Annotated in this window: 2 protein-coding genes; one reads left to right on the top strand and one right to left on the bottom strand. The window is 72.5% G+C overall.

The genetic code is table 11. From position 1 onward, the window contains the following. Positions 1–895: glutamate mutase L (locus AB0G02_RS34995; RefSeq protein ID WP_360803146.1), on the bottom strand; the 895-nt coding region annotated here is incomplete at its 3' end. Positions 896–979: 84 nt separating this feature from the next. On the opposite strand from AB0G02_RS34995, the gene AB0G02_RS34990 reads away from it, so the two are divergent. Continuing rightward, complete coding sequence (locus AB0G02_RS34990; RefSeq protein ID WP_360803143.1) at positions 980–2,500, top strand: amino acid permease; 1,521 nt, start codon at positions 980–982, stop codon at positions 2,498–2,500. Positions 2,501–2,556: the final 56 nt, after the last annotated feature.

Here is a 2,556-nt window from a genome sequence, read left to right as displayed (position 1 = left end):
CCTCGTCCTTGTCGACCAGCTTCTCCGCGACCGCCTCGGCCACCACGCCGGGCGCGGACCAGCGCACGCCCAGGTCGCCCTCCACGGTGCGGCGGTCCGGCGGCAGCGCCACCACCCGCGCCGGTCCCTCCACAGTGGACGCGGCCGAGTACACGTCCGTGGTGGCGCCGCCGACGTCCACCACGAGCACCGCGCCCTCCCGGTCCTGCGCGGCCAACCGGGACACGCCCTCCAGCACCGCGTCCGGTGTCACCGCGCGCACGAGCCCGCGGAACCGGCGACCGCGGGACAGCCCCTTGCCGCCGATCACGTGCTCCAGGAACACCGCGCGGATCGCCGCGCGCGCCGGACCCGGCGCCAGCTCGCCCACGTCCGGCAGCACGTTCGCGGTGCGCACCACGGTCCGGCCGGCCAGGAGCTCTGCCGCCTCCGGCTGGGCCTCGGCGTTGCCCGCCAGCACGATCGGGCAGCGGAGGCGGTTCGCGCCGAGCCTGCGGGCGTTGTGCAGGAGCACCGACCGGTCGCCGCCGTCCGTGCCGCCGACCAGGAGGACCAGGTCGGGCTCGGCCGCGCGCAACGCCCGGACGCCCGCGCCGTCGAGCGGCCCGGCCGACACGTGCACCACCTTCGCGCCCGCCGACAGCGCCACCCGGTACCCGGCCTCGGAGCTGACCAACCGCTCCTGCCCCACGACCGCGAGCCGCAACCCGCCGCCCGCCGACGAGCACGCGAGGGTTTCACCGGCCGGGCCGAGCGCGGTCGTGACAGCATCGATACCTCGGAGCACCTCCGGCGGGGTAGTCGTGTGCTGTGCGGTGCCGAGCAGCTCACCGGCGTGCGACACGAGGGCTCCCTTGGTCCACGTCGAGCCGATGTCCAGGCAAAGCACAGTCATGAGGGCAAAGCTACCGGTGGAGCCGAATGTCGGTACCCACCTCTAGTCTGTTCGGACCAACCGCAAACAGGAGGCGAGACCACCGTGCCGGGGAACGGGTTGTGGCGCACCAAGTCGATCGAGCAGTCGATCGCCGACACCGACGAGCCGGACACCAAGCTGCGCAAGGACCTCACCGCGTGGGACTTGACGGTGTTCGGCGTCGCGGTGGTGATCGGCGCGGGCATCTTCACCCTCACCGCGTCCACCGCGGGCAACCTCGCGGGGCCGTCGGTCTCGCTGGCGTTCGTCCTCGCGGCGGTGGCGTGCGCGCTGGCCGCGTTGTGCTACGCGGAGTTCGCGTCGACCGTGCCGGTCGCGGGCAGCGCGTACACCTTCTCCTACGCCACCTTCGGCGAGTTCGTGGCGTGGATCATCGGCTGGGACCTGGTGCTGGAGTTCGCGGTCGGCGCCGCGGCGGTGGCCAAGGGCTGGTCGCTGTACCTCCAGACGGTGCTCGGGGAGATGGGCATCGACGTGCGGACCACCGCGTCCGTCGGCGGGGTCGACGTCGACTGGGGCTCGCTGCTGCTGATCGCGGTGCTGACGCTGCTGCTGGTGATCGGCACGAAGCTGTCGTCGCGGGTCAGCGCGGTGATCACGGCGGTGAAGGTGGCCGTCGTGCTGCTCGTGATCGTGCTCGGCATCGGGTACATCAGGGCGGCGAACTACAGCCCGTACATCCCGCCCGCCCAGCACGGCGGCACCACCGGGACCGGGCTGGAGCAGTCGCTGTTCTCGCTGGTCACCGGCTTCGAGGGCAGCACGTACGGCGTGCTCGGGCTGCTGGCCGCCGCGTCGCTGGTGTTCTTCGCGTTCATCGGCTTCGACGTGGTCGCCACGACCGCGGAGGAGACCCGCAACCCGCAGCGGGCCGTGCCGCGGGGCATCCTCGGCTCGCTGGCCATCGTGACGGTGCTGTACGTGGCGGTGTCGCTGGTGATCACCGGCATGCTGCCCTACGACCAGCTCAAGACCCAGCCCGACGGCACGCGGGCGACGTTGGCGACGGCGTTCTCGGCCAACGGCGTCGACTGGGCGGCCACCGTCATCTCGGTGGGCGCGCTGGCCGGCCTGACCACGGTCGTGATGGTGCTGATGCTGGGCCAGTCGCGGGTGCTGTTCGCGATGTCGCGCGACGGCCTGCTGCCGCGCCGCCTGGCCCGCACCGGCAAGCACGGCACGCCGTTCCGGATCACGATCATCATCGGCGTGCTGGTCGCCGTGGCGGCGGGCTTCTTCCCGGCGGGCAAGCTGGAGGAGATGGTGAACGTCGGCACGCTGTTCGCGTTCATCCTGGTGTCCGCGGGCGTGCTGGTGCTGCGCAAGACCCGGCCCGACCTGCCGCGCGGCTTCCGCGTGCCGCTCGTGCCGCTGGTGCCGATCCTCGCGATCCTCGCCTGCCTGTGGCTGATGCTGAACCTGACCGCGCTGACCTGGGTCCGGTTCCTGGTGTGGATGGTGGTGGGCGTGGTCGTGTACTTCACCTACAGCCGGCGGCACTCGGTGCTGGGCCTTCGGGGCAGCACCGCCGTGCCCGTGGTGAAGCGCGACGAGGTCCCGTAACGCCGCCGGTGCCGCGGTATCCGGCGAGGCTGCCGCGGTCGTCCGGGCCCACCCGC

The organism is Actinosynnema sp. NPDC023658 (assembly GCF_040639995.1).
Taxonomy (GTDB): Bacteria; Actinomycetota; Actinomycetes; order Mycobacteriales; family Pseudonocardiaceae; genus Actinosynnema.
The sequence above is the reverse complement of the archived record's forward strand: the minus strand, read 5'-3'. Positions and strand labels throughout refer to the sequence as shown.